At 65.9% G+C, this 25,102-nt stretch carries 27 protein-coding genes; 14 read left to right on the forward strand and 13 right to left on the reverse strand.

The genetic code is table 11. The features are described from left to right. Positions 1–44: 44 nt before the first annotated feature. The 5 genes from queA to HHL27_RS08020 all read right to left on the reverse strand — a co-directional run bounded on the left by queA (position 45) and on the right by HHL27_RS08020 (position 3,639). Positions 45–1,073 (reverse strand): tRNA preQ1(34) S-adenosylmethionine ribosyltransferase-isomerase QueA, encoded by a 1,029-nt coding sequence (gene queA / locus HHL27_RS08000; RefSeq protein ID WP_169492886.1) that lies wholly within the window; start codon positions 1,071–1,073, stop codon positions 45–47. Between the two features lie 66 nt (positions 1,074–1,139). After that, a complete protein-coding gene (locus tag HHL27_RS08005) occupies positions 1,140–1,847 on the reverse strand; it encodes a peptidylprolyl isomerase (protein WP_169492887.1) in 708 nt (235 codons plus the stop codon). A gap of 125 nt (positions 1,848–1,972) precedes the next feature. Further along, positions 1,973–2,485 (reverse strand): pantetheine-phosphate adenylyltransferase, encoded by a 513-nt coding sequence (gene coaD, locus HHL27_RS08010; RefSeq protein WP_169492888.1) that lies wholly within the window; start codon positions 2,483–2,485, stop codon positions 1,973–1,975. Then, positions 2,486–3,391, reverse strand: a complete 906-nt coding sequence (locus tag HHL27_RS08015) for a polyprenyl synthetase family protein (protein ID WP_169492889.1) — start codon at positions 3,389–3,391, stop codon at positions 2,486–2,488. Further along, positions 3,388–3,639: an exodeoxyribonuclease VII small subunit gene (locus HHL27_RS08020; protein ID WP_206069475.1), complete on the reverse strand. Its 252-nt coding sequence runs from the start codon at positions 3,637–3,639 to the stop codon at positions 3,388–3,390. The genes HHL27_RS08015 and HHL27_RS08020 overlap by 4 nt, the downstream gene beginning before the upstream one ends. Positions 3,640–3,727: 88 nt before the next feature. On the opposite strand from HHL27_RS08020, the gene HHL27_RS08025 reads away from it, so the two are divergent. From HHL27_RS08025 to HHL27_RS08040, 4 genes are read left to right on the forward strand one after another with little or no spacing between them, the layout of a single operon-like run. Next, positions 3,728–4,381, forward strand: coding sequence for a hypothetical protein (locus HHL27_RS08025; RefSeq protein WP_169492891.1), 654 nt, complete (start codon positions 3,728–3,730; stop codon positions 4,379–4,381). Next, the gene (locus HHL27_RS08030) at positions 4,378–5,187 is read left to right on the forward strand and encodes an enoyl-CoA hydratase/isomerase family protein (RefSeq protein WP_169492892.1); all 810 of its coding nucleotides are present in this window, start codon (positions 4,378–4,380) and stop codon (positions 5,185–5,187) included. The genes HHL27_RS08025 and HHL27_RS08030 overlap by 4 nt, the downstream gene beginning before the upstream one ends. A 33-nt stretch (positions 5,188–5,220) precedes the next feature. Continuing rightward, on the forward strand, positions 5,221–7,380 hold the full coding sequence (gene purL, locus HHL27_RS08035) for a phosphoribosylformylglycinamidine synthase subunit PurL (RefSeq protein WP_169492893.1): 2,160 nt from the start codon (positions 5,221–5,223) through the stop codon (positions 7,378–7,380). Next, the gene (locus tag HHL27_RS08040; RefSeq protein WP_169492894.1) at positions 7,377–8,123 is read left to right on the forward strand and encodes a DUF72 domain-containing protein; all 747 of its coding nucleotides are present in this window, start codon (positions 7,377–7,379) and stop codon (positions 8,121–8,123) included. Before purL ends, HHL27_RS08040 begins: the two co-directional genes overlap by 4 nt. Here HHL27_RS08040 and HHL27_RS08045 read toward each other — a convergent pair. Further along, on the reverse strand, positions 8,120–8,923 hold the full coding sequence (locus HHL27_RS08045) for a Coq4 family protein (protein WP_169493269.1): 804 nt from the start codon (positions 8,921–8,923) through the stop codon (positions 8,120–8,122). The two genes, HHL27_RS08040 and HHL27_RS08045, sit on opposite strands and share 4 nt — an antisense overlap. A gap of 140 nt (positions 8,924–9,063) precedes the next feature. Here HHL27_RS08045 and HHL27_RS08050 point away from each other — a divergent pair, with 140 nt between their 5' ends. Beyond that, the gene (locus HHL27_RS08050) at positions 9,064–9,648 is read left to right on the forward strand and encodes a cytochrome b family protein (RefSeq protein WP_169492895.1); all 585 of its coding nucleotides are present in this window, start codon (positions 9,064–9,066) and stop codon (positions 9,646–9,648) included. On the opposite strand, the gene serB is transcribed toward HHL27_RS08050, so the two are convergent. Next, entirely contained in the window at positions 9,649–10,533 is an 885-nt protein-coding gene (serB, locus tag HHL27_RS08055; RefSeq protein WP_169492896.1) for a phosphoserine phosphatase SerB, read from the reverse strand. Between serB and miaA the strand changes: the two genes are divergently transcribed. The 5 genes from miaA (at position 10,526) to HHL27_RS08080 (ending at position 15,550) form a co-directional block, all read left to right on the forward strand. Beyond that, positions 10,526–11,515, forward strand: coding sequence for a tRNA (adenosine(37)-N6)-dimethylallyltransferase MiaA (gene miaA, locus HHL27_RS08060; protein WP_169492897.1), 990 nt, complete (start codon positions 10,526–10,528; stop codon positions 11,513–11,515). The genes serB and miaA overlap by 8 nt on opposite strands. 206 nt (positions 11,516–11,721) lie before the next feature. Continuing rightward, on the forward strand, positions 11,722–13,473 hold the full coding sequence (gene ilvB / locus HHL27_RS08065; protein WP_169492898.1) for a biosynthetic-type acetolactate synthase large subunit: 1,752 nt from the start codon (positions 11,722–11,724) through the stop codon (positions 13,471–13,473). Positions 13,474–13,492: 19 nt separating this feature from the next. Continuing rightward, positions 13,493–14,008, forward strand: a complete 516-nt coding sequence (gene ilvN / locus HHL27_RS08070; protein WP_169493270.1) for an acetolactate synthase small subunit — start codon at positions 13,493–13,495, stop codon at positions 14,006–14,008. A gap of 41 nt (positions 14,009–14,049) precedes the next feature. Next, positions 14,050–15,069: a ketol-acid reductoisomerase gene (gene ilvC / locus HHL27_RS08075; protein WP_169492899.1), complete on the forward strand. Its 1,020-nt coding sequence runs from the start codon at positions 14,050–14,052 to the stop codon at positions 15,067–15,069. Between the two features lie 139 nt (positions 15,070–15,208). Beyond that, positions 15,209–15,550, forward strand: a complete 342-nt coding sequence (locus HHL27_RS08080) for an I78 family peptidase inhibitor (RefSeq protein ID WP_169492900.1) — start codon at positions 15,209–15,211, stop codon at positions 15,548–15,550. A gap of 18 nt (positions 15,551–15,568) precedes the next feature. On the opposite strand, the gene HHL27_RS08085 is transcribed toward HHL27_RS08080, so the two are convergent. Next, entirely contained in the window at positions 15,569–16,702 is a 1,134-nt protein-coding gene (locus HHL27_RS08085) for an epoxide hydrolase family protein (protein ID WP_169492901.1), read from the reverse strand. Between the two features lie 211 nt (positions 16,703–16,913). On the opposite strand from HHL27_RS08085, the gene leuA reads away from it, so the two are divergent. Continuing rightward, a complete protein-coding gene (leuA, locus tag HHL27_RS08090; protein ID WP_169492902.1) occupies positions 16,914–18,584 on the forward strand; it encodes a 2-isopropylmalate synthase in 1,671 nt (556 codons plus the stop codon). A 57-nt stretch (positions 18,585–18,641) separates the two neighbouring features. On the opposite strand, the gene HHL27_RS08095 is transcribed toward leuA, so the two are convergent. The 3 genes from HHL27_RS08095 to HHL27_RS08105 are packed head-to-tail and all read right to left on the reverse strand — an operon-like array spanning position 18,642 to position 20,269. Continuing rightward, on the reverse strand, positions 18,642–19,421 hold the full coding sequence (locus HHL27_RS08095) for a sulfite exporter TauE/SafE family protein (protein ID WP_169492903.1): 780 nt from the start codon (positions 19,419–19,421) through the stop codon (positions 18,642–18,644). 7 nt (positions 19,422–19,428) lie between these two features. Beyond that, positions 19,429–19,947 carry a rhodanese family protein gene (locus HHL27_RS08100; protein ID WP_169492904.1) on the reverse strand — a complete coding sequence of 173 codons (519 nt, stop codon included), beginning with the start codon at positions 19,945–19,947 and terminating at the stop codon, positions 19,429–19,431. A 4-nt stretch (positions 19,948–19,951) separates the two neighbouring features. After that, entirely contained in the window at positions 19,952–20,269 is a 318-nt protein-coding gene (locus tag HHL27_RS08105) for an ArsR/SmtB family transcription factor (protein WP_169492905.1), read from the reverse strand. A gap of 68 nt (positions 20,270–20,337) precedes the next feature. Between HHL27_RS08105 and HHL27_RS08110 the strand changes: the two genes are divergently transcribed. From HHL27_RS08110 to HHL27_RS08120, 3 genes are all read left to right on the forward strand, one after another. Then, complete coding sequence (locus tag HHL27_RS08110) at positions 20,338–21,207, forward strand: MBL fold metallo-hydrolase (RefSeq protein WP_169492906.1); 870 nt, start codon at positions 20,338–20,340, stop codon at positions 21,205–21,207. 422 nt (positions 21,208–21,629) lie between these two features. Further along, the gene (locus HHL27_RS08115) at positions 21,630–22,679 is read left to right on the forward strand and encodes an amidohydrolase family protein (protein WP_169492907.1); all 1,050 of its coding nucleotides are present in this window, start codon (positions 21,630–21,632) and stop codon (positions 22,677–22,679) included. 105 nt (positions 22,680–22,784) lie between these two features. Further along, the gene (locus tag HHL27_RS08120; protein ID WP_169492908.1) at positions 22,785–23,765 is read left to right on the forward strand and encodes an NAD(P)H-dependent flavin oxidoreductase; all 981 of its coding nucleotides are present in this window, start codon (positions 22,785–22,787) and stop codon (positions 23,763–23,765) included. Positions 23,766–23,769: 4 nt separating this feature from the next. On the opposite strand, the gene HHL27_RS08125 is transcribed toward HHL27_RS08120, so the two are convergent. Then, complete coding sequence (locus HHL27_RS08125) at positions 23,770–24,303, reverse strand: AHH domain-containing protein (RefSeq protein WP_169492909.1); 534 nt, start codon at positions 24,301–24,303, stop codon at positions 23,770–23,772. Further along, entirely contained in the window at positions 24,300–25,043 is a 744-nt protein-coding gene (locus HHL27_RS08130) for a hypothetical protein (protein ID WP_169492910.1), read from the reverse strand. Before HHL27_RS08130 ends, HHL27_RS08125 begins: the two co-directional genes overlap by 4 nt. Between the last annotated feature and the right edge of the window lie 59 nt (positions 25,044–25,102).

A 25,102-nucleotide genomic window follows, 5' to 3' on the forward strand; every position in this document is an offset into this window, starting at 1 on the left:
CAATAGGCGTGACCCGCCTTAGTTGGCCGCCGGATTGCGGGGCATCACGGCAGCAGCAGCGACGAATCCCCGTAGCTGTAGAAGCGGTAGCCGCTGGCGATGGCATGGGCATAGGCGGCCATCATCCGATCGCGGCCCATCAGCGCGCTGACCAGCATCATCAGAGTCGACTTGGGCAAGTGGAAGTTTGTCATCAGCCCGTCGACCGCGCGGAAGGTGTAGCCCGGCGTGATGAAGATCGCGGTGTCGCCCTCGAACGGACGGATGATCCTGTCCTCGCCCGCCGCGCTTTCCAGCAGGCGCAGGCTGGTGGTGCCCACCGCGATCACGCGATGCCCGGCGGCGCGCGCGGCGTTGAGCCGGTCGCAGGTGGCGGCATCGATCGTGCCCCATTCGGCGTGCATCGCGTGGTCGTCGGTATCCTCGGCCTTCACCGGCAGGAACGTGCCCGCGCCCACGTGCAGCGTCAGCGTCTCGGTACGCACGCCGGCGTCGGCCAGCGCGGCCATGAGCTCAGGGGTAAAATGCAGCGCCGCCGTCGGGGCGGCAACGGCGCCATCCTTGGCCGCGAACATCGTCTGGTAGTCGGCGCGGTCCTGTTCGTCGGTCGGCCGCTTTCCGGCGATATAGGGGGGCAGCGGCATCCGCCCGGCGCGTTCGAGCAGTACTTCGACCGGCTCTTCGCCCGGGAAGAACAGCGTCCAGCTGCCATCGGCGTGGCGCGCTTCGGCGTGGCCCGTCACGCCCGCCCCGAACGCGATCTCGTCGCCTTCGCGCAGGCGCTTGGCGTTGCGCACGAACGCCTGCCAGCGGCGCAGGTCCACGCGCTTATGCAGCGTCGCGCCGATCCGCGCCTCACCCCGCTGGCCTTCGAGCTGGGCGGGGATGACGCGCGTGTCGTTGAAAACCAGCACGTCGCCCGCGCGCAGCAAGCCCGGCAGATCGCGCACGATGTGATCGGTGAACGGCCCTTCCGCACCCACGCACAGCAGCCGCGCGGAATCACGCGGACGCGCCGGGCGCAAGGCAATGTTTTCGGGCGGAAGGTCGAAATCGAACAGGTCAACGCGCATGGGAGGGGCCCCTAGCGCGATTGGCCGATCAATTCGAGCCTGTCCGTCCGGCCGTTGCGAAAGCCGTCAGTTCGACTTGGAATTGCGCAGCATGTCCGCGGTGATCGCGGGCGCTGCGGCGGGGGCGGCGGGCATCGCCTGCGGCTTGTTGTCCGAAGCGAGCGAGGCCTGGAGGATGCGCGTCGGGTTCGCCGGCGGCTCGCCGCGCTGGATCGCGTCGACCACGTCCATGCCGGCGATCACGCGACCGAAGGCGGTGTATTTGTGATCAAGCCCCATGCGCGGGTAGAACACGATGAAGAACTGGCTGTTGGCCGAATTCGGATCATCGGTGCGCGCCATCGAGACGGTGCCGCGCACGTGGGGCGCATCGTTGAACTCGGCGGTAAGGTCCGGCAGCTTCGAACCGCCCTGGCCGGTCCCCGTCGGGTCGCCGGTCTGCGCCATGAAGCCGTCGATCACGCGGTGGAAGATGATCCCGTTGTAGAAGCCCTGCCCCACCAGCTCCTTGATCCGCTCGACATGGTGCGGCGCCCATTGCGGCATCAGGCGGATGGCGACGCGCCCGCCGTTCGACAGGTCGAGCAGCAGGATGTTCTCGCGGTCGTGGCTCTGGTCGACGTCCACCGCGTAAGGGAACGACTTCGAGGATTCGACGCGCTGGACGTCGAACGGACGGACTTCGGCCTTCTCCTTCTGTGCCAGCGCCGGGCCCGCGATCATCGCGGAAAGGGCGGCGGCAAGGACGAACGAGCCGGAGACACGAAACTTCATGCGGTTATCACCTTCGAGGCACGCGGCGGAGGCACCGGGACGGCCCTGCCCTGTTCGCTGTGCCGATAGAATGCGCGCGCTGACGCTGCAATGAACGATTGCACGCCAGACATGCACGTTTGGCCTCAATAATCGCCCAGCCGTCCGACCTTTTCCACGCGGGCGATCACATCCTCGCGGATCGCCGGGGTCACGAACTGGCTGATATCGCCGCCGAACAGCGCGATTTCCTTCACCAGCTTCGACGCGATCGGCTGGAGCGAGACGTCGGCCATCAGGAACACCGTCTCGATTTCGGCATCGAGCTGCTGGTTCATGCCGGCCATCTGGTATTCGTACTCGAAGTCGGCCACCGCACGCAGGCCGCGGATGATGACGCTGGCGCCCTGGGCGCGGGCGAACTTCATCAGCAGCGCGTTGAAGCCCACCACCTCGACATTGTCGATGCCCTGCTCGGCCAGCTCGCGCGTGACCATGGCCATGCGCTCGTCGGGCGTGAACATCGGGTTCTTCGACATGTTCGTGGTCACGCCGATGATCAGCTTGTCGACCAGCTTGGCGCCGCGACGGATGATGTCGAGGTGGCCGAGGGTGATCGGGTCAAACGTGCCGGGATAGACCCCGATCCTCTCTGCCATTCAACGATCCCTTTCGATGATGAAGCGCGCGATTTCGCGCAGCAGGTCGGCCTCCGGGCCGAAGTGGGACAAGTGCGCGATCGCCTGGTCGACCAGCATCCGCGCCTGTTCGCGCGCGCGCTCTGCGCCGAGCAGCGAAAGAAACGTCTCCTTGCCCGCCGCCGCGTCCTTGCGCAGCGCCTTGCCGGCGGCTTCCTCGTCGCCTTCGGCATCGAGCAGGTCGTCGGCGATCTGGAAGGCAAGGCCGATATCGCGGGCATAGCCGCGCAAGGGGGTGCGCCCTTCGACCGGCAGGCGGCCCAGGATCGCGCCCATTTCCACCGCCGCGCCCAACAGGGCGCCGGTCTTCAACTGCTGCAGGCGGGTAACGGTCTGCAGATCGAAGCTGCCCTTCTCCGCCTCGATGTCCATCATCTGCCCGCCGGCCATGCCGTCCATGCCGCTCGCCGTGGCGAGCGTGCGGACAAGTTCGATGCGCACGAACGGATCGCCGCTCATCGCCGGGTCCGACAGGACTTCGAAGGCAAAGGCGTGCAGCGCATCGCCTGCCAGCACGGCGGTCGCCTCGTCGAAGGCCTTGTGCACGGTGGGCTTGCCGTGGCGCATGGCATCGTCGTCCATGCACGGCAGGTCGTCATGGATCAGCGAATAGACGTGGATCGCTTCGATCGCGGTGCCGGCGCGAATGGCAGAGGTGCGGTCGGCACCGAACAGTCCCGCGGTGGCCGCCAGCAGCAGCGGGCGCATCCGCTTGCCCCCGCCGATCGCGGCATAGCGCATGGCTTCGACCAGGCGATCGCGCTGGTCACCGGCCAGGGGCAGCAGCGCATCGAAGCTCGCATCGATCTCGCGCGCGATCTGGACGAGCGCGGGCTTCAGCAGACCCGTGGCGGAAATGGCGCTCATGCCGATGCTTCGTCGAACGGGCGCGTGCCCACCGGCTTGCCGTCGCGATCCGAGACGATCGCCTCGATCCGCGCCTGCGCCGCATCGAGCCGCTTCTGGCAATGGGCACGCAGCGCATCGCCCCGGGCATAGAGTTCGATCGATTCGTCGAGCGGCGCTTCGCCGCTTTCAAGCTTGCGCACGACGTCTTCGAGCGCCTTCAGCGCCTCTTCGAACGACAGCGCGGCGATATCAGGTAGGGTTCCCATCGATGCCAGCATTGACCCGGCGGCGGCGGCGGGTCAAGCTTGGCCGACAACGAAAAGGGCTGCGTGAACGGCCCGAGGGGACGAGGACATGTTCATCGGACACTGGAGCGCGGCGTTCGTCGCCGCGGCGCATAGCCGGGCGCCCCGGCTCGGCACGCTGGCGATCGGCGCGCAACTCGTCGACATCGCCTTCTTCGCCTTTGCCATGGTTGGCATCGAACATTTCCGCTTCGTTCCGGGCGCGACGGCGAGCAACTGGCTGATGCTGGATTCGGCGCCCTATACCCACAGCCTGCTGGGAGGCCTTGCCTTCGCGGCCGCACTGGCGGTGTTGGTGTGGTTGGCCGATTGCGACCGGACCGCCGCGTTGATCGCCGCGCTGGTGGTGCTCTCGCACTGGCTGCTGGACTTCGTCGTCCATCGCCCGGACCTCACCCTTGCGGGCGCCCCGCCGATGCTCGGGCTCGGCCTGTGGAATGCGCCGCTGATCGAAAAGCCGCTCGAACTCGCGCTGACGTTCGGTGCGCTTGCCTTCTACGTGCGCAAGCGGCGCCCGCGCCTGTTGCCGGTTGCGGTGCTCGCGGTCGTGCTGCTGGCGGTGCAGGCGATCGACTGGTTCGGCCCGCGCAACACCGATGCCGGGCCTTCCGCATCGCTCACCGCCATCGCCGCCTACCTCGTCATCGCCGCACTCTGTGCGTGGGTGGCCCGAAGCGCCGCCGTTCCCGGAGACCGTGCATGACCGACACCCCCTCCCCCGTCGCCACCCGCCGCCACGGCCGCGTGCTGGAAATCGTGCTGACCAATACCCCGCGCGGCTACATGAACGCGCGCATGGCGGCCGATCTGCTCGACACCGTGCGCCGTGCACAGGCGGACGACAGCGTCGGCGCGCTGCTCGTCACCGGCGGGCTCGAAGGCGTGTTCATCCGCCACTACGACGTGGGCGAGATCGCCCAGCTTTCGACCGCCTTGGCCGAAGGCAAGATCGGCCCCGAAAACTTCGACAAGGGCTCGAACGTCCTCGACCTGATCCAGGCGATGCTCGATTCGCCGGTCCCCACCGTGGCCGCGATCAACGGCATGTGCATGGGCGGCGGCTGCGAATTCGCCTTGAGCTTCGACATGCGCGTGGCGCAAGACGGCGATTATCGCATCGGCCTTCCCGAAACGCGGCTGGGGATCATTCCGGGGGTCGGCGGGCATTACCTGCTCGCGCGCCTGATCGGTGCGGCGCGGGCGACGGCCGCGGTGATGCGCGGCGCAGTGTTCGCCCCGCAAGAGGCGTACCGGCTTGGCATCGTCGACGAACTGGTGGTCGATGCGCGGGCGCGCGGTCTCGAACTGGCGCAGGAATACGCCGCGCGACCGCGCATCGGTATCGCCGCGACGCGGCGGCTTGCCCGCATGATCGAAGCGGGCACGCCGCAGCAGGAGATACTTGGCCAGACCGCGCGCGAATTTGCCGGAACGCTGATCGACAGCCCCGAAACCGACCGCCTGATCGCCCGCTTCCTCGATCATGGTGAGGACATCCTCGCGGACTAGCCCTTTCGTTCCGGCGGCGCTAAGGGGCGGCGCATGTCTCAGATCACGCCAGACGTCGTCGCCGCCCACGGGCTGTCCGAGGAAGAATACCAGCGCGTCCTGAACGCGCTCGGTCGCGAGCCGAACCTTGTCGAGCTCGGCATCTTTTCGGTGATGTGGTCGGAGCATTGCTCGTACAAGTCGAGCCGCATCCACTTGAAGAAGCTGCCGACCGAGGCCCCCTGGGTGATCTGCGGCCCCGGCGAGAACGCCGGCGTGATCGACATCGGCGATGGCCAGGCCGCCATCTTCAAGATGGAAAGCCACAACCACCCTTCGTACATCGAACCCTATCAGGGTGCGGCGACCGGTGTCGGCGGCATCCTGCGCGACGTGTTCACGATGGGCGCGCGTCCCGTCGCCAACATGAACGCGCTGCGCTTCGGCCGGCCCGATCATCCGAAGATGAAACATCTGGTTCAGGGCGTGGTCGCGGGCATCGGCGGCTACGGCAACTGCGTCGGCGTGCCCACCGTCGGCGGCGAAACCAACTTCCACAAGGCCTATGACGGCAACATCCTGGTCAATGCGATGACCGTGGGCGTGGCCGATACCGACAAGATCTTCTATTCGGCGGCCACCGGCCTCGGCAATCCGATCGTCTATGTCGGCTCCAAGACCGGGCGCGACGGCATCCACGGCGCAACGATGGCCAGCGCCGACTTCGACGAGAAGAGCGAGGAAAAGCGCCCCACCGTGCAGGTGGGCGATCCCTTCACCGAAAAGCTGCTGATCGAAGCTTGCCTCGAACTGATGGCGACCGACGCCATCGTCGCGATCCAGGACATGGGCGCGGCGGGCCTCACCTCCTCGTCGGTGGAAATGGCCACCAACGGCAAGGCTGGCATCATCCTCGACATGGACAAGGTGCCCTGCCGCGAAGAGGGCATGACGCCCTACGAGATGATGCTGTCGGAAAGCCAGGAGCGCATGCTCATGGTGCTCAAGCCCGGCAAGGAAGCCATGGCCGAAGCCATCTTCAGGAAGTGGGAGCTGGACTTTGCCGTGATCGGCGAAGTGACCGACACCGGCCACATGGTCCTGACCTTCCAGGGCGAGACGGTGTGCGACATCCCGCTTGGCCCCCTCGCCGAAGACGCGCCGCTCTACGACCGCCCGCATCTTTCGCTGGACGAATACAAGGCCTGGGCCAAGGTCGAACCGCTGGGGAATGTCCCCGCCAGCACCGACCTTGGCGCAGACCTCGTCAAGCTGATCGGCTGCCCCGATCTCGCCAACCGCCGCTGGATCTTCGAACAGTACGACAGCCAGGTGGGCGCGGATACGCTGCAGAAGTCGGGCGGCGACGCTGCGGTCGTGCGCGTTCACGGCACCGAAAAGGCGCTGGCGATCAGCACCGACTGCACCCCGCGCTACTGCTATGCCGACCCATACGAAGGCGGCAAGCAGGCGGTGGCCGAAACCTTCCGCAACATCTGCGCAGTCGGTGCAACGCCGCTCGCCATCACCAACTGCCTGAACTTCGCCAACCCGCAGCGGCCGGAAATCATGGCCCAGATCGTCGAGGCGCTGAACGGCATGGGCGATGCCTGCCGTGCGCTCGACTACCCGATCGTGTCGGGCAACGTCTCGCTCTACAACGAATCCAAGGCGACCGGCGGCGGCTCGGCCATCCTGCCCACCCCCGCCATCGGCGGCGTCGGCCTGATGCTCGATCACGAAGTCATGACAACCGTCGCGTTCAAGAACGAAGGCGATGCGATCTGGCTGTTGGGCGGTGAAGGCACCCACCTTGGCCAGTCGCTGTGGCTGCGCGAAATCGCGGGCCGCGAAGCCGGCGATGCGCCGAAGGTCGATCTTGCCGCCGAACGCCGCAACGGCGAACAGGTCCGCGAATGGATCGCCGACGGCAAGCTTACCGCCGTGCACGATATCTCCGACGGCGGCCTGCTCGTCGCGCTCGCCGAAATGGCGCTTTCCGGAAACAAGGGCTGCACGCTCGACATCGCGCTCGATACGGCCAAGGCCTTTGGCGAGGACCAGTCGCGTTACATCGTCACCACCGCGGCGGAGACCGTGCTGGACGGCGCCACGCGGATTGGCGCGGTCGGCGGGTCGCAGGTGGCGGGCGTTTCCGTTGCCGCCTTGCGCGAAGCCAACGAGGCCTTCTTCCGCGAGTGGATGGAAGCGTGAGTTCCGGGTCCATCCGCGTCGGCGTCGGCGGGTGGACCTACGAACCCTGGCGCGGCGGGGCCTTCTACCCCGAGGGCCTGCCGCACAAGCGCGAGCTCGAATACGCCGCCGCGCACCTCACCTGCATCGAGATCAACGCGACTTACTACGGCCGCCAGAAGGCGCAGAGCTTCGCCACCTGGGCCGCCGCCGCGCCCGATGGTTTCCGCTTCAGCCTGAAGGCTTCGCGCTATTCCACACAGCGCAAGGTGCTGGCGGACGGCGGCGAATCCATCGCCAAGTTCCTGGGCCAGGGCTTGACCGAACTCGGGCCCAAGCTCGGCCCGATCCTGTGGCAGTTCCCCGACGGCAAGCGGTTCGAGCGCGATGACTTCGCCCGTTTCCTCGACCTGATCCCCGATGCGCAGAACGGCATGCCGCTGCGCCACGCGCTCGAAGTGCGCGACGAAAGCTTCCGCGATCCTGCTTTCCTCGACCTTGCCCGCGCGCGCAACATGGCCGTGGTCTATGCCGACAGCGCGGAGTTTCCGCAGATCGACGAACAGACCGCCGACTTCACGTATGCCCGGTTGCAGCGATCGAGCGCCGACCACCCGGCCGGCTACAGCGCCGCAGCCATCGCCGAATGGGCCACCCGCGCCCGCGATTGGACGCAGGGCGGGCGCGATGTCTACATGCTGTTCATTTCCGGCGAGAAGCCGCGTAACCCGGCAGCCGCCCAGGCGCTGATCGCCGCGCTTTAAGCCGCCTTCTTCGCGTTCTGCCCCAGCAGATCATAGGGATCGACGCCCAGCGCCCGCCACGCATCGTGCGCCGCGTGATAATGCACCGGCCGCGTGATGTTCAGCTTCCGCCGCGCTTCTTCCAGCGGCATCGGCAGCAGGTCGAGGATCGACTGTTCGCACAGGCGCGGGCACGCCTTGCCCAGCTTCTGCCCCTCGCGCACCGCCTTCAGCACCGGCGCGTCGCTCTTGACCTGCTTCTTCATGTTGAGACCGGCCATGTAGCCGATGAACAGGTGCGCCGGGCTCGGCTGCTGGCTGTAGGTGAAGGCGAGCACGCAGGCCTCGCCCAGCGCATCGCGGCCATAGCCGGTCAGCACGTGGAGCAGATCGTGCACGTCGCGCATGCGGTTCAGGTACCAGATGAACTGGTCGTCGAACTTGGGCTTGTCTGCCGCGAACTTGTCGAACTCGTCGACCAGCCCCTGCGCGGTCAGCCCTTCGCGCTCCATGAAGTCGCAATAGGCGTGCGCGACCGAGCCCTCGGGCATTGCGCGCAGCCGCGGGTGATCGTCGAGGATCAGCGGCAGGCGCACTTCGCGGGCGCGCAGGGTCTGGCCCCGCTCGCTCTTCAGGAATGCCAGCGCCGTGGGCTTGAGATTGCGCCACGGCAGCGATTCGAAGATGTGGAACACCTCTTCGGTGTTTTCCTTGTTCTTCAGCAGCTCACGGAAATGACGCCACGCCTTCAGCGGGCGCAGCTTCAGTTCCGGGCGGCGCTCGTCATAGAGCGGCAGGTCGGCCTGCAACGGAGCGGTCATGGCGTTCACGTCGATTCTCCCGATACTCTGCAACCAAATACTAACATCACTGTAAATACAACGTCAATTCCCACCCCGGGCCAGCGCTTGCCAGCCGGCAAGACACGGTGCAGAATTTCGCCAAACGGGGGGGTGAGGACATGAAACGCACGTGGCCGTTGGCGCTCGGGTTGGCGCTGTCGCTGTCCGCGCTGGCAGCAGGCCTCGTCATGGGCACGACGCCGTACCTTGGCTGGCACCTTGCTGCCCGCTGGACAGCCCGCGTCGGTTTTCCGATCTTCCTGACGACCTATCTCGCCTCGTCGCTCGTTCGCCTGTCCCCCGCCCCATGGAGCCGGTCGCTCGCCCGGCAGAGGCGGTGGTGGGGCCTGGGCTTTGCCGCAAGCCACACCGTCCATCTTCTCGCGCTGATCATGGCTCTCCGGCTCGATCCCGCGCCGCGCCCACTGGCCTCACTGATCCCTGGCGGGATTGCCTACCTGTTCATACTGGCGATGGCGCTGACATCGAACGACGCCGCCATGCGCGCGCTGGGCCGGAACTGGAAGCGCCTTCACGCCACGGGCATCCACGTAATCTGGCTGATCTTCACCCTCGCCTATGCCAAGCGCATTCCGGTGCCGGAAACGCGCCAGGTCGGCCTTGTGATGACCATACTGGCGCTTGCCGCGTTGCTCGCTCGCGTGCTTGCGCACCGCCGTCGCGGCGCGCAAGCTTTCGCCTGATCAGTCGACGACCCAATCCGAACGCGCGATGCCCAGCAGGTCGAGTATCGCGGTCAGGTCGCCACGGTCGATCCAGCCATCGGCGGCGGCGCGGGCCTTGGGCTTGGCGCGATAGGCCAGGCCGAAGCTTGCCGCCTCGATCATCGGGATGTCGTTGGCGCCATCGCCGGTCGCCAGGCTGATCGTGCCCTCGCCCAGCCGCGCGGTTTCCTCCAGCAGCACCTTCTTCTTGACCGAGCTGTCGACGATCCCGCCGACAAGCCCCCCGGTCAGCACACCGTCGTGCAGGCCCAGCCGGTTGCCGACCACGCGATCGAACCCCAGCATCTCTGCCACCGGATCAGCGAAGGAATGGAAACCGCCCGTCACCAGCACGGTGTGGCAGCCGCGCGCCTTCAGCGTGGAAACCAGCGTGCGCGCGCCCGGCATCGGGCGAATGCGCTCGTCGAGGCACTGGCGGATCGCCGCCTCTGGCAAGTCTTTCAGCAGGCCGACGCGTTCGCGCAGCGCGCTTTCGAAATCGAGCTCGCCCTGCATCGCGCGCTCGGTGATCGCCGCGATGCGATCCTTCAGGCCCGCGAAATCGGCCAGCTCGTCGATGCATTCCTGCCCGATCATCGTCGAATCCATGTCCGAAACGAACAGGTTCGGAACGCTGAACGGCTGGTGCGACAGCAGCAGGTCGCTGTCCGGGAAGCACTGGTCGAGAATGGCGCGCACTTGCGCCGGATCGCCCTCGACCAGTTCGAGCTCGAGCACGTTGGTGCAGAATTCGAGCATGCCCGCCCCGGCCACGTCCCAGCCGCGCGCCTCGATCAGTTCCATGGCGAGCGCAAGATTGTCACCAAGCGTGTCAGGGTCTGCTATCAGCCGCGCGATGAGCACCGGAAGTTCCTTATCTAGAGAGTCAGGCGAGCCGCAGGACGCCAAGCCGAGGCTGGCGCTCATTGCAGGGCCGACCGCCAGCGGCAAGAGCGATCTCGCGGTCACGCTGGCGCTGGCCGAGCGCGCGGACGGGCGCGAAGCCGTCGTCATCAACGCCGACAGCGCGCAGGTCTATGCCGATCTCGCCGTGCTCAGCGCGCGCCCCTCGGAGGAAGAGATGCTCGGCGTGCCCCACCGCCTGTTCGGCGCGTGGGACGGCGCACACGCCTGCTCGGCCGCCGAGTGGGCCGCCGCCGCACGAACCGAGATCGAGCGCGCCCAGGCGCATGGCGCGCTGCCGATCCTGGTCGGCGGCACCGGCCTCTATATCCGCACCCTGCTCGACGGGATCGCCCCGGTGCCGGAGATCGATCCCGCCATCCGCGCCGAAGTACGCGCCCTCACCGTCGCTGAAGCCTTCGATGCGCTGCGCCGGGAGGACCCGGATCGCGCCGCCGCACTCCATCCCAACGACACGACCCGTATCGCCCGCGCGCTCGAAGTCGTGCGCAGCACCGGACGGCCGCTGGCCGACTGGCAGGCGGCGCGCGAGGGCGGCATCGGCGAGAGCGTTACCCTTCACCCGCTGATCCTGCTGCCCGAGCGCGACTGGCTCTATGCCCGCTGCGACCAGCGTTTTGCCCGCATGTGGGAAGGCGGCGCGCTGGGCGAAGTGGAAGCGCTGCTTGCGCGCGGACTCGACCCCGCCCTTCCCGTCATGCGCGCGATCGGTGTGCCCGAAATTGCCGCCTTCCTGCGCGGCGAAATATCGCAGGAAGAGGCGATTCGCGCCGGTCAGCAGGCGACGCGAAACTACGCCAAGCGGCAATATACCTGGTTGCGGCACCAGAATCCGGGTCACTGGCCTCGGATGACGTTCGAAAATTCCATTGACACCGCCCACGCCGTAAGTTTATTGCGCAATCCAGTGATTGACAGATAGTTTTGTATCACGTAGCAAGCCGTCAATTGCCCGGCATCTTGTCGGGTGTCCCGAGGTGGGAGAGACGGCCCGGCGCAGGCAATGCGCCGGGCCGAAATATTTTCGGCTCAGGCGATGCAGAACGTCCGTCAGGGTCGTCACAAGGTGTTTCGTTCGGGTCCCCCCGGCGCTATGGGGCGGGCCTTCGCAAGCAAGGGAATTGTCGCGTGAAAACCGAGCGCAGCGGCGCCGAAATCCTCGTCGAGAGCCTGGTCGCCAAGGGCGTCGAATTCGTGTTCGGCTATCCCGGCGGCGCTGTGCTGCCGATCTACGACGCCCTTTTCGGCGATGAACGCATCCGCCACATCCTCGTCCGCCACGAAGCCGGCGCGGCCCACGCAGCCGAAGGCTATGCCCGCGCCACCGGCAAACCCGGCGTCGTGCTGGTGACTTCGGGCCCGGGTGCGACCAATGCCGTCACCGGCATTGCCGATGCCTTCATGGATTCGATCCCGCTCGTCGTCATCACCGGCCAGGTGCCCACCGGCCTGATCGGTTCGGACGCGTTCCAGGAAGCCGATACCGTCGGCATCACGCGCCACTGCACCAAGCACAACTATCTGGTGAAAGACCCGGCGCAGCTCGCCGCGACGATCGACGAGGCGTTCCGCATCGCCACCGAAGGCCGCCCCGGCCCAGTCGTGATCGACATTCCCAAGGACGTGCAGATCGCGCAGGCCGCGTGGGATGCGGTCGCCCCGCAGCAGCGCAACCGCTACACCCCGCAGGTTCAGGCGCCGGCCGACGATATCGCCGAAGCGGTGCGCATGATCGCCGCGGCGCAGGCGCCGATCCTCTACACCGGCGGCGGCGTGATCAATTCCGGGCCCGAAGCTACCCGCCTGCTTCGCGAACTGCAGAAGCTGACCGGTGCGCCCGTCACGTCCACGCTGATGGGCCTCGGCGCTTTCCCCGCCGAAGACCCGGCCTGGCTCGGCATGCTCGGCATGCACGGAACCTATGAAGCCAACATGGCGATGAACCGGGCGGACCTGATTGTCTGCGTCGGCGCCCGCTTCGACGATCGCGTCACCGGCCGCCTCGATGCCTTCGCGCCCAACAGCAAGAAGATCCACATCGACATCGATCGCGCCTCGATCAACAAGACCGTGCGCGTCGACCTGCCGCTGATCGGCGATTGCGCCAAGGTGCTCGGCCAGATCATCGAAGGCTGGCTGGAAGCCGGCTGCCAGAAGGTCGATCAGGCCGAATGGTATGCCCGCATCGATGGCTGGCGCGCACGCAACAGCCTCGCCTATCCGCGTCGCAAGAAGGGCGAGATCATGCCCCAGTACGCGGTCGAGCGGCTCCATGCCCTCACCCAGGATCGCGATCCGATCATCGCCACCGAAGTCGGCCAGCACCAGATGTGGGCGGCGCAGTACTTCCCGTTCCAGAAGCCCAACAAGTGGCTCACCTCGGGTGGCCTCGGCACGATGGGCTATGGCCTGCCCGCCGCGATCGGCGCGCAGCTGGGCAACCCGGACACGCTGGTGATCGACGTCGCGGGCGACGCCTCGATCCAGATGAACATCCAGGAGCTGGGCACCGCCACGCAGTACCGTCTGCCGGTCAAGGTGTTCATCCTCAACAACGAATGGATGGGCATGGTCCGCCAGTGGCAGGAACTGACCTACGAAAGCCGCTATTCTAACTCCTATTCGGACAGCCTGCCCGATTTCGTGAAGCTCGCCGAAGCCTATGGCTGGAAGGGCATCCGCATCGAGGATGAAAGCCAGCTCGACGCCGGCATCCAGGCGATGATCGACCATGATGGGCCGGTGATCGTCGATTGCCTCGTCACCAAGGAAGCCAACTGCTTCCCGATGATCCCGTCGGGCGCGGCGCACACCGACATGATCCTCTACGGGGACGAAGTCGCCGGCACGATGGACGACGAAGCCAAGGCGCTCGTCTGAGGGACCACGCAAGATCATGATGCACATTGCCCAAGAGGCGCAGGAGCGCCACGTCCTCACCATCACCGTCGACAACGAGGCGGGGATCCTCGCGAAGATCGCGGGATTGTTCACCGCGCGCGGCTACAACATCGACAGCCTGACCGTGGCCGACATCACCGATGGCCACGATGTCAGCCGCATCACCATCGTCACGCACGGTCCGCCGCCGATCATCGACCAGATCCGCGCCCAGCTCGAACGGCTGGTGCCGGTGCACAAGGTCACCGACCTTACCGAGATCGGCCCCTTCGTCGAACGCGAGCTGGCGCTGATCAAGGTTGCCGGCACGGGCGAGAACCGGGTCGAGGCGCTGCGCCTTGCCGACGTGTTCCGCGCCAAGGTGGTCGACACCACCACGTCCAGCTTCGTGTTCGAACTGACCGGCGCGCCCGAAAAGATCGACAGCTTCGTCGCGCTGATGAAGCAGCTGGGCCTTGTCGAGATGGGCCGCACCGGCATCGTCGGCATGATCCGCGGCGCTACGGCCGCCTGAAATTTTTAAAACCTTTCAACGTTATAGAGAACGGAACTGAGATGAAGGTTTATTACGACGCCGACTGTGATCTGAACCTGATCACCGACAAGAAGATCGCCGTGCTCGGCTACGGCTCGCAGGGTCACGCCCACGCGCAGAACCTGCGCGACAGCGGCGTCAAGGAAGTCGCCATCGCGCTGCGCGAAGGTTCGGCCACCGCGAAGAAGGCCGAAGGGGCCGGCTTCAAGGTGCTGTCGAACGTCGAAGCGGCCAAGTGGGCCGACATCATCATGATCCTCGCCCCCGACGAACATCAGGCGGCGATCTACGCGGCGGACCTGCACGACAACCTGAAGCCCGGCGCGGCGCTGGCCTTCGCCCACGGCCTCAACATCCACTTCGGCCTGATCGAAGCGCGCCCCGATATCGACGTGATCATGATCGCGCCCAAGGGCCCGGGCCACACCGTCCGCAGCGAATACCAGCGTGGCGGCGGCGTGCCGTGCCTCGTCGCTATCCACCAGGACACCACCGGCAACGCCCACGACATCGCCCTTGCCTACGCCTCGGGCGTCGGCGGCGGCCGTTCGGGCATCATCGAAACCAACTTCCGCGAAGAATGCGAAACCGACCTGTTCGGTGAACAGGCCGTGCTGTGCGGCGGCACCACCGCGCTGGTCCAGGCCGGTTTCGAAACGCTGGTCGAAGCCGGCTACGCGCCGGAAATGGCCTACTTCGAATGCCTTCACGAACTGAAGCTGATCGTCGACCTGATGTATGAAGGCGGCATCGCCAACATGCGCTACTCGATCTCGAACACCGCCGAATACGGCGACATCAAGACCGGCCCGCGCATCATCACCGAAGAAACCAAGAAGGAAATGAAGCGCGTTCTCGCCGACATCCAGTCGGGCCGCTTCGTCAAGGACTTCGTGCTCGACAACCGCGCCGGCCAGCCCGAGCTGAAGGCTTCGCGCATCGCCGCCAAGCGCCACCAGATCGAGGAAACCGGCGCCAAGCTGCGCGCCATGATGCCCTGGATCGGCGCCAACGCGCTGGTCGACAAGACCAAGAACTGATCGACACCGCGCCGGGAGCCTGCACCTGCGGCTCCCGGTCGCATTCCACCAACGACCATCCGCGCTCGACCGAGGTAATGGATACTTAGGGCTTGCCCAGATATCTCCATAATGGAGAGAACGGGGGCAGGTTTTTAAGATGGTCCGATTCCTGACAAGGTCGAGCAGCGCTGGCCTGCTCTGCGTGCTTGCCGCAGGCTGCGGGCCCGGCCCCCGGGACGAAGCCACCCAAGGCCCGCCGCTCCTGCCTTCCGCGCCTGCCTCGGCGTCTGAGGACGATCCGTGCGGCGCCAGCGCGCTCTCCGCCCTGCTGCAGCGCACCGACAGTCCGCAGATCCGCGCCAGCGTCGCCCAGTTCGCGGGCGGCGACCCTGTCCGCTGGGTCCGCCCGGGCCGCGCCGTCACCACCGACTACGTGTCCGAACGACTCAACATCGTGCTCGACGATGCCGACCGCATCGTCGCCCTGCGCTGCGGCTGAAACCCTTCCCGCCGCCGCTCAATCCATCAACGCGAAGGCCGTGCGCAGTTCGCGCACGAACGCCTGCGGCTGCTCCCACGCGGCGAAGTGCCCACCCTTGTCGAGCGTGCCCCAGTGCACCAGACGCTCGCAATGCCGTTCGAACCACTTGCGCGGCGTCGGCAGCACTTCCTTGGGATAGGCGCTCGCCGCCACCGGAATGGTCATCGGCCCCGCCCCGAAATTGCCGAAGCTTTCCCAGTAAAGCCTTGCCGAAGAGGCGCCGGCCGCCGTCAGCCAGTAGAGCATGATGTTATCGAGCATGGCATCGCGGCTCAGCGCATCTTCCGGCGCACCGGCGTTGTCGGTCCACGCCCACATCTTCTCGTAGATCCAGCCCGCCAGTCCCACGGGCGAATCGACCAGGCCATAGCCCACCGTCTGCGGTCGCGTGGCCTGTTGCTTGGAATATCCCGAATCCCAATCCTGGTAGTATTTCAGCGCGGTCAGCGCGCGCAGGTCCGCGGCATCGGGATTGGCGAGATCGTCCTTGTCGGGCTGCGCGATCGGCATGTTGACGTGGATGCCCGCGCACCCCGCAACGTTCTGCATCGCGATCTGCGTGGTCACGCCCGCGCCCCAGTCGCCGCCTTGCGCATACCACCGGTCATAGCCCAGCCGCGCCATCAGCTCGCCCCAGGCCCTTGCGATCTTCTCGATGCCCCAGCCGGTCTGCTCGGGCTTCCCCGAAAAGCCGAAGCCCGGCAGGCACGGGATCACGAGGTGGAACGCGTCCTCCGCCCTGCCGCTTTCCGGATTCGTCAGCGGTTCGATCACCCCGCGAAACTCCAGGATCGAGCCGGGCCAGCCATGCGTCAGGATCAACGGCCGCGCGCCCTCCACGGCCGAACGCACGTGCAGGAAGCGGATGTCGAGCCCGTCGATCTTGGTGCTGAACAGCCCCAGCCGGTTGAGCCAGCTCTCGCAAGCGCGCCAGTCGTACCGGTCGCGCCAGTAGGCGACGAGGTCCTTCAGCGCGGCGAGCGGCGTCCCTTGCGTCCAGTCGCCCACCGTCTCCTTTTCCGGCCAGCGCGCCAGGTCGAGCCGGCGGTTGAGATCGTCGATCTCGCTCTGCGGCACCTGCACGACGAACGGTTCAATGCTTTCGGACATGCTCATTCCCTCATCCCTTTTCCACTTCACTGTGGACAATCGCCGCCCGATTCACCATAGGCTTCGCCCATGACCGGCCTGCTGGACCTTACCCTGCGACTTACCCGCCCTTGGGCGTGAGCTGATGCGTCGGTCCTGATCGGCGCGCACGGCGCCCAGGGGTTACGGACCACACCAGACGCTTCCAATTCCAGCTTCGAGTTGCAGACCCATGACCATGCTCAAGGACCCTTCGGTCAAGTATCGCCCGTTCCCGCAGATCCACCTGCCCGATCGCCAGTGGCCCAACCGCGTCATCGACAAGGCCCCGCGCTGGCTGTCGACCGACATGCGCGACGGCAACCAGTCGCTGATCGATCCGATGGACGCGGAAAAGAAGGCCCGCTTCTTCGACCTGCTGCTCAAGGTCGGCCTCAAGGAAATCGAGGTCGGCTTCCCCAGCGCGGGCGCCACCGAGTACGACTTCATCCGCGGCCTCGTCGATGAGGGGCGCATCCCCGACGACGTCTTCGTCCAGGTGCTGACCCAGTCGCGCGAAGACCTGATCAAGACCAGCTTCGAAAGCCTCGCCGGCGCACGCCAAGCGATCGTCCACGTCTACAACGCCGTCTCGCCGCTGTGGCGCCAGGTGGTGTTCGGCATGGAAAAGGCCGAAATCCGCGAGATCGCCCGCGCCGGCGCCACCTTCCTGCGCGATCAGGCGGCCCGTTTCCCGCAGACCGACTGGCACTTCGAATACAGCCCCGAAACCTTCTCCACCGCCGAAGTCGATTTCAGCATCGAATGCTGCGAAGCGGTGATGGAAGTGCTGCAGCCCACGGTCGAAAAGCCGATCATCCTCAACCTGCCGGCCACGGTCGAAGCGGCGACGGCGAACATCTACGCCGACCAGATCGAATACTTCTGCCGCAACCTGCCGAACCGCGATCGCGCGATCATCAGCCTGCACACCCACAACGATCGCGGCACCGGCGTCGCCGCCGCCGAACTGGGGCTGATGGCCGGGGCCGACCGCGTCGAAGGCTGCCTGTTCGGCAATGGCGAGCGCACCGGCAACTGCTGCCTCGTCACCGTCGGCCTCAACCTCTACACGCAGGGCGTCGATCCGGGCCTCGATTTCTCGGACATCGACGAAGTCATCCAGACGGTCGAATACTGCAACCAGCTGCCCGTCCACCCGCGCCACCCCTATGGCGGCGAACTGGTGTTCACGGCGTTTTCGGGCAGCCACCAAGACGCGATCAAGAAGGGCTTCGCCGCGCAGGAAAAGCGCAACGACGATCTCTGGGCCGTCCCCTACCTGCCGATCGACCCGGCCGACCTCGGCCGCAGCTACGAAGCGGTGATCCGCGTCAACTCCCAGTCAGGCAAGGGCGGCTTTGCCTGGGTGCTCGAACAGGATCAGGGCCTCAAGCTGCCCAAGAAGATGCAGGCGCACTTCAGCCGCCACGTGCAGGAACTGGCCGATGAACTGGGCCGCGAACTGCAGGCGGCCGACATCTGGAGCGTGTTCCGCAAGACCTACCGCCTCGAAGGCGCGCAGCGCTTCCAGCTGGTAGATTACGACGAAAGCCGCGCGCCCGACGGCACGCGCGTCTTCGCCGGCAAGATCGAGGTCGATGGCAAGGTCCAGTCGGTCAGCGGTCGCGGCAATGGCCTGATCTCGTCGGTCGTCGCCACGCTCAAGGACGGCTTCGGCATCGAGCTTGATGTGCGCGATTACACCGAACACGCCCTCACCGGCGGCAGCGACGCGCGCGCCGCCGCCTACGTCGAATGCGTCACCCCCGATGGCCGCGCGATCTGGGGCGTCGGCATCGACGAAGACGTCGCCACCGCCAGCGTCCGCGCCATCCTCAGCGCCGCCAACGCGGCAAGCTAAGGCAACACAGCCCCTCCCCGGGCTCGTCTCGGGGAGGTGGCAAATCTTCTTTGACGCCTAGATTGACGACGAAGTGATATAGGCGCCAATCGCGATCACAGCGGCGGCAAAGCCCCGTTCGAGCAGCCCCTTCCGGCTGCCAAGCAGCTTGCCCAGCGAGATGCCGCCGATCGTCCCGACGACACCGCCCACGACCAGCAACGCCGTCACGCGCCAATCGACCATCCCTGACAGGGCATAGGACGTGGCGGTGGCGAACCCCAGCGCACTGACCACGACCAGCGACGTGCCGATCGCGAAGGGCAGCGGCATCGCGGTCGCCAGGACCAGCCCGGGTACAATCAGGAAGCCACCACCGATTCCGAAAAAGCCAGCCGCAAGCCCGACACCCAGCCCGATCGGAACCAGACGCGGCAGCAGCGTTGCGGCGCTTTGCCGGGTCAGCCGCACATCGGGGGCTTCAGCCGTGCGACGCTTGCGCAGCATGGACAGCCCTACACCGATCATCAGCAGCCCGAACAGGACAAGCAGCCGCTTGCCGTCGAACGCCTTGCCCAATTCGGCTCCCAGCGCGGCACCGATCATGCCGGAAACCGCAAAGACGCTTGCGCAGCGCCACTTCACGCGGCCTGCACGCGCATGGCCGACGAGGCTGGCCAGCGCGTTGACCGTGACGGCCACCGCGGCCGTCCCGATTGCGGCGTGCGGCGATCCCACGCCGACGACATAGATCAGCAGTGGCACGGCCAGGATCGATCCTCCTCCGCCGACAAGACCGAGGATCAGACCGATCAGGCCACCGGATGCCAGCGCGGCAAGTAGGGCAGCGGTGTCCATGATTGCCTCAGGCGACCTTGCGCCGGTTCCAGGGCATGAGACGCAGCAGGTTGGCCATCCCGCACCACCCCGTGACGCCCGCGAACACCAGCCCGGCGCCAACGAATGCGGACAGCGCAAGGAAGCCAGAAGCAACGAACATGCCCAGCAACACGCCGATCAGCACCAGCGCACCGGCAGTAATCTGAACCTGTCGCATGATCTCCAGCGGCTGCGAGCGATCGGCGACGACGGGCTGTCCCGCCTGTCGCCACGCCTCGATGCCACCCCCCAGGATATAGGCCGGCGCACCTCTCGCTGCTGCAAAGAGTTGTGCCGCATTGGCAGCAGTACGCATCCCCGACTTGCAGTGGAACACGACCGCGCGACTGTCACATGGAAGATCGCTGATGCGGTCAAGCGGCAGGTTCATCGCACCGGGAATACGCTCGCGGGCAAATTCATCGGCACCGCGAATGTCGATCAGGCGCGCACCGACATCCATCGCAGCGCGCGTATCGGCAGGAGATAAGGCAGCGAGCATCATCGCATCAGTCCTTGCAATAGAGTTGGTAAAGCGTGCCGAGCAGCGTCTCGACGCGCTCATCCGAAATTGTGTACCAAAGCGTCTGGCTTTCGCGCCGGTAGGTCACGAGGCCTTCCTGCCGCATCTTGGCGAGATGCTGGGAACAGGCCGATTGAGACAGCCCGACATCGCGGGCCAGATCGCCAACCGTCACCTCGCCATGCTCGACCAGCTTGCACAGCAGCATCAGCCGGCGCGTGTTGCCAATTGCCTTCAGCGTATCGGCAACTTGCGCCGCCTTCGCTTCGAATGTCGCCAGATCCATCGGCGGCTTCAGCATCATAGTCACTCCATTAGGCATTGCTTATGTAGAATCTTCTAATATATTAGCAAGAGCTAACGGAGGAAATCATGGTCCAACCCGTCATCAAGGCGTTCTTCGACGAGCCAACCAACACGATCAGCTATCTGGTCGGCGATCCCGCAACGCGGACTGCGGCCGTGATCGATCCGGTTCTCGATTTTGACATGCCGAGCGGTGTGGCCGATACGCGTTCGGCCGAGCGCATCCTCGCCTTCGCACGCGAGCAGGGCTGGCGGATAGAAATGGTGCTGGAGACCCACGCCCATGCCGATCACCTGTCGGCCGCCCCCTTCATCAAGGCGCATACCGGCGCATGGATCGGGATCGGTGCCCATATTCGCGACGTGCAGAAAATCTTCCGCCCCGTGTTCGCAATGGACGACCTCAAGACGGATGGTTCAGATTTCGATCGCCTGTTCGAAGATGGCGATCGATTCCCCATTGGCGAGTTGGAAGTCGAAGTGCTGCACGTCCCCGGGCACACTCCGGCCGACGTCGCCTATCTTATCGGCGATGCCGCGTTCGTCGGCGATACGCTGTTCATGCCCGACTACGGCACCGCCCGCGCAGACTTCCCTGGCGGCGATGCCCGCACGCTTTACCGCTCGATCCGGCGTCTGCTGAGCCTGCCGGACACGACGCGCCTGTTCCTCTGCCACGATTACAAGGCACCGGGTCGCAATGACTATCGCTGGGAGACGACCGTGGGCGAGCAGCGCCGATCGAGCGTCCACGTCCATGATGGGGTGAGCGAGGACGAATTTGTCGCGATGCGCAACCAGCGTGACGCGCGACTGTCCGTGCCCAAGCTCCTGCTGCCCTCGATCCAGGTAAACATCCGCGCGGGCCACTTCGATCAGGCCGAGGCGAACGGCGTCACATACCTTCGCATCCCGGTGAAGTGGAAAGCCAAATGAGCCTTTGTTGTCCTCCACGATGACTTCCTGGCCGCCCGCAACGGGTGCACGCGTCTGATCTCGAGGTTTGGTGGTCTGCTCTGCCGGGCGCAGCCCGCTGTCCTACAACGCCCCATCGCGCGTACCATAACCACCGCTCGATGTGCCGTCATTACCGCCCCGCTCCGACCCGGTTTCCTGACGCGTGCGTCAGATATCGGCGGTGCGCGAGGATAGGCTCTTTCCAACTATCTCTATAAATCAACCACTTACCAAGTTGACACTTTTCCCCAGAACACTGTCAACTTTGTCAACTTGGAGCCCCCCGGGCCTCCCGAAATGCCGCACGGCAAGACGCCGCTGGTTTCCCTTGGCGAGGCCCCGCCCCTTCTGCATAGTTGTCCCCGCGCGCCCGTCAGAGGCCGACGACAAGAGAGAGAGCCATGCCTGAAGCCATTCTCGAACCAGACCTGCCGATCATCGATCCGCACCATCACCTGTGGGATCTGCGCCCGCTGATCGATTCCTTTCCCCAGCCGCGCCATCCGTTCATCGAGGCGCTGACGCTCGCGCCGTACTACACGTTCAACGAACTGCTGGCCGATACGCAATCGGGCCACAACGTCATCGGCACCGTGTTCATGGAGTGCGGCGCGTTCTACCGGTCCGGCGCGGACCAGGCCTACAAGCCGGTGGGCGAGGTCGAATACGTGAACGGCGTCGCCGCGCAGGGGGCAAGCGGGCTCTATGGCAACTACCGCCCCTGCGCCGGGATCATCGGCCATGCCGACATGACGCTGGGCGATGGCGCGAAGGGCGTGCTCGAAGCGCTCGTCGCCGCGGGGAACGGGCGTTTCAAGGGCATTCGCCACCAGGGCGCCTGGGATGCCGATCCCGACGTGCTCGGCCCCCCGTTCCACGCGACCGAAGGGCTCTACCACAGCGATGCCTTCCGCGCGGGGTTCAAGCATCTGGGCGCCATGGGCCTCACCTTCGATGCCTGGGTGGTCGAACCCCAGCTTGACGACGTGATCGACCTCGCCCGCGCCTTCCCCGACCAGCCGATCGTGCTCGATCATTGCGGCACACCGCTCGGGATCGGCAGCTACAAGGGCAAGCTGCCCGAACGCTTCGACACCTGGCGCGCCAAGATCCGCACGCTGGCGGAATGCCAGAACGTGTCGGTCAAGCTCGGCGGCCTCGCCATGGCGTTCTGCATGATGCCCGACAAGGGCCCCGCTGCGGGGATCGGCTCGGAAGTCCTGGCCGGGATGTGGCGCCCCTACATCGAAACTTGCATCGATGCCTTCGGCCCATCGCGTGCGATGTTCGAAAGCAATTTCCCGGTCGATCGCTGGGGCGCGGACTACCGCACGCTGTGGAACGCGTTCAAGCGGCTCGCCGCCGGGGCTTCCGCCGGCGAAAAGCGCGCGCTGTTCGCCGGGACCGCGGCCAGGGTCTATGGCGTGGAGCACCTGCTCGAAACGGCCTGACCTGGTGCGGCCGGGCTGCCCTTGCGGGAGCCTTTGACAGCAGCGGCGCGGCTTGTTAGCGCTTCTTAATCGCCCGCTTAACGGGCTCGATGGGAGAAGTTGACGATGTCGCTGCCGCCGCTGTTTTCCAAGCTCCGCCTGCCGGTCATCGCTTCGCCCCTTTTCATCATTTCGGGGCCGGAGATGGTCATCGCCCAGTGCAAGGCGGGCGTCGTCGGCTCCTTCCCCTCGCTCAACGCCCGTCCGATCAGCCAGCTGGACGAATGGCTGCACCAGATCACCGAGGAACTGGCCGCGCACAACCGCGCCAATCCCGATCGCCCGGCGGCACCTTTCGCGGTCAACCAGATCGTCCACAAGACCAACAACCGCCTCGATGAAGACATGGCGCTGTGCGAAAAGTGGCAAGTGCCGATGCTGATCACCTCGCTCGGCGCGCGCGAGGAAGTCTATTCCGCCGCACACCGCTGGGGCGGGATCGTGCTGCACGACGTGATCGACGATCGCTTCGCGCACAAGGCGATCGAAAAGGGCGCCGACGGCCTGATCCCGGTCGCCGCCGGTGCGGGCGGGCATGCCGGCACGCTTTCGCCTTTCGCGCTGATGCAGGAAATCCGCAGCTGGTTCGATGGGCCGGTGGCGCTGTCGGGCTCGATCGCGCATGGCCGCTCGATCCTTGCCGCGCAGGCCCTGGGCGCGGACTTCGCCTACATCGGCTCGGCCTGGATCGCGACCGAGGAAGCCCGCGCGCCCGAAGGCTACAAGAACGCCATCGTCGAAGGCCACGCCGACGACATCGTCTATTCGAACCTGTTCACCGGCGTGCACGGCAACTACCTGCGCCCCTCCATCGTCGCGGCCGGACTCGATCCCGACAACCTGCCGCAGAGCGATCCTTCTAAGATGAACTTCGGCTCGGGCGGCAATACCGAGGCCAAGGCGTGGAAGGACATCTGGGGTTCGGGCCAGGGCATCGGCGCGATCCACGCAGTGGAATCGGTCGAAACCCGCGTTGCCCGGTTCGAGGCCGAGTACCGCGAAGCCGCCGCCGCGCTTTCGGCCAACAGCGCGCCGTTCCTGCGCTGAAAGCTCAATCCAGCGGCGCAGTCTCGGCCCAGAGCTGCGCCGCCATCGCATCGAGGTGCGCGTAGTCGACCGACGCGTCGGCGACGATGCGGTTTGGGTCGCGGCGGTGCAGCGCCGGCCCCTGCCAGCGCGCGGGGTCGAGAAGGCGCCGGCGCAGTGCGCGTTGCAGGCAGTCCATCCGCATCAGGGCCTCCCTCGTCGCCATTCGTTGGTTGGTTCGACGCATGCGCTGCCAGCGGCTTTCGACCTGCCCGACGCGCTCGATCACCAGATCGCTGTATTCGCGATGCGGCCCGCGGTGCAGCGGCAGCGCCATGCGTTGCGCTTCCTGGTCCGTTGCCGGAAGCAACAGCCCGTTGCGGCGAAAATCGTCGATGCCGAGCTCTTCGCCCAGTTCCTCGATCATAGCGACCAGGCCCGGGGTCGCGGCCAGCTGGCGGGGCAGCACGTGGTGGCGCTGCAGGCCCGGATTGTAGCCAGGCTGCCCGGGCTGGTTGACCGCCCGGAACGGAAGCGAGGAACGGCCCCGCCCGCTCATACGCTCCGAGCGTGGATCAGGCCGTCGGCGCCCGGCTCCAGCCGGACAGCCCCGACGCCGGGAAGGACGACTTCGCGTGGCCTTTCGACCTTGCCATGGGCTACCAGCCAATCGACAAGCCGCACTGACACGCGAACATCCTCCTCCTGCAAGATCCCGCTCGAGGAGTAGAGTTTGAATTCTTGACCAATCAGAAACGCAAGTCCCCGGCTCGTCATATCGGAGCTAGTTCTGACGAACGAGGTCATTGCAAAGGCTGGAAAAGGCCCGCCCGCGATCCACGCATTGCATGCCTTGGCAAACCATTCGGGGGAAACAGCTGAGCCGGATGGCGTCCACAAAACGGCCTTTACCGCCAGTTTTTGCGATAAAGAGGTTAACAATTGCGCCGCGCCCCGCACGATCGGCAGCAGGTGTTCCGCGCCGGCGAGATGCGGTCCGGCAGCCAGACAAACTGGCTCCAGCATGGCGAGATTAACGTCAGCCGGCAGCCCCAGAAGCCGGACCTGATCGATCTCGACCGCGCACGACTCTTCCGGTGACAGCCCGATGAGGTCGAACGTGAGCCCATCGCGCAGCAGTTCCACCCAGTTTGCCGGGTCCTTTCCCCGGTGCGAAATCGAAAAGTCGCCCCCGCTGCGGGCCAGTTCATCGATCCGGGATGCATCCGGGCGTTCCCCGGCGGCCAAGAACAGCGCTGCCAGAGGGTTGCCACCCACTCGTTGTGCGATCCCAGCCACGCCTGCTCCTTCGACCCCTGCCCGTTCGTCTATCACTGTGCCGGCTAATTGCAGGGCAA

Origin of the sequence: Novosphingobium olei (assembly GCF_012927405.1) — a bacterium.
Lineage (GTDB): Bacteria > Pseudomonadota > Alphaproteobacteria > Sphingomonadales > Sphingomonadaceae > Novosphingobium > Novosphingobium olei.